The following is a 528-nucleotide window of genomic DNA, read 5'->3' as shown; positions in this document are numbered from 1 at the left end:
CAGACATTGATATGGATCGCCGTACCATGACGATAAGGCGCTCTATGGAGTATCGCCATTCTACAAAGGAATGGAGGATTGGTGAACCGAAAAGCAAGGCGGGATATCGAACGATACCATTGACAGAGGAAGCCGTTGAAATCTTGAGACAGCAAAAGATGAAAAATAATGCGCTCAAGGTTACGGTGATGGAGTGGTCAGAGTTTGTATTTCTTTGCAGAAAAGGAACACCGGTTAAGAACAGCACATATGATACGATGCTGTTCAAGCTATGTGATAAAGCGATGATTCCCAAGTTTTCCATGCATGTGCTGCGACATACATTTGCAACCAGGTGTATTGAAGCCGGAATGAAACCTAAAACATTACAGACAATCTTAGGTCATTCCAATATTGGGATCACCATGAACCTTTATGTGCATACAACAGAAGAACAAAAACAAAAAGAAATCGACCAGATTGCGGATGCTTTGAAAGTGGTTTAATTTTTTTTGCTCTCAAAAATTGGTACATGATTGGTACGTTAAC

At 40.7% G+C, this 528-nt stretch carries 1 protein-coding gene; it reads left to right on the top strand.

Annotation, left to right across the window (positions count from 1 at the left end):
* Positions 1–485, top strand: a 485-nt coding sequence (locus DW981_RS14860) for a site-specific integrase (RefSeq protein WP_147352690.1), incomplete at its 5' end; no start/stop codon positions are given.
* Between the last annotated feature and the right edge of the window lie 43 nt (positions 486–528).

This window comes from Clostridium sp. AM49-4BH (assembly GCF_003478335.1).
GTDB lineage: Bacteria > Bacillota > Clostridia > Lachnospirales > Lachnospiraceae > Butyribacter.
The sequence above is the reverse complement of the archived record's forward strand: the minus strand, read 5'-3'. Positions and strand labels throughout refer to the sequence as shown.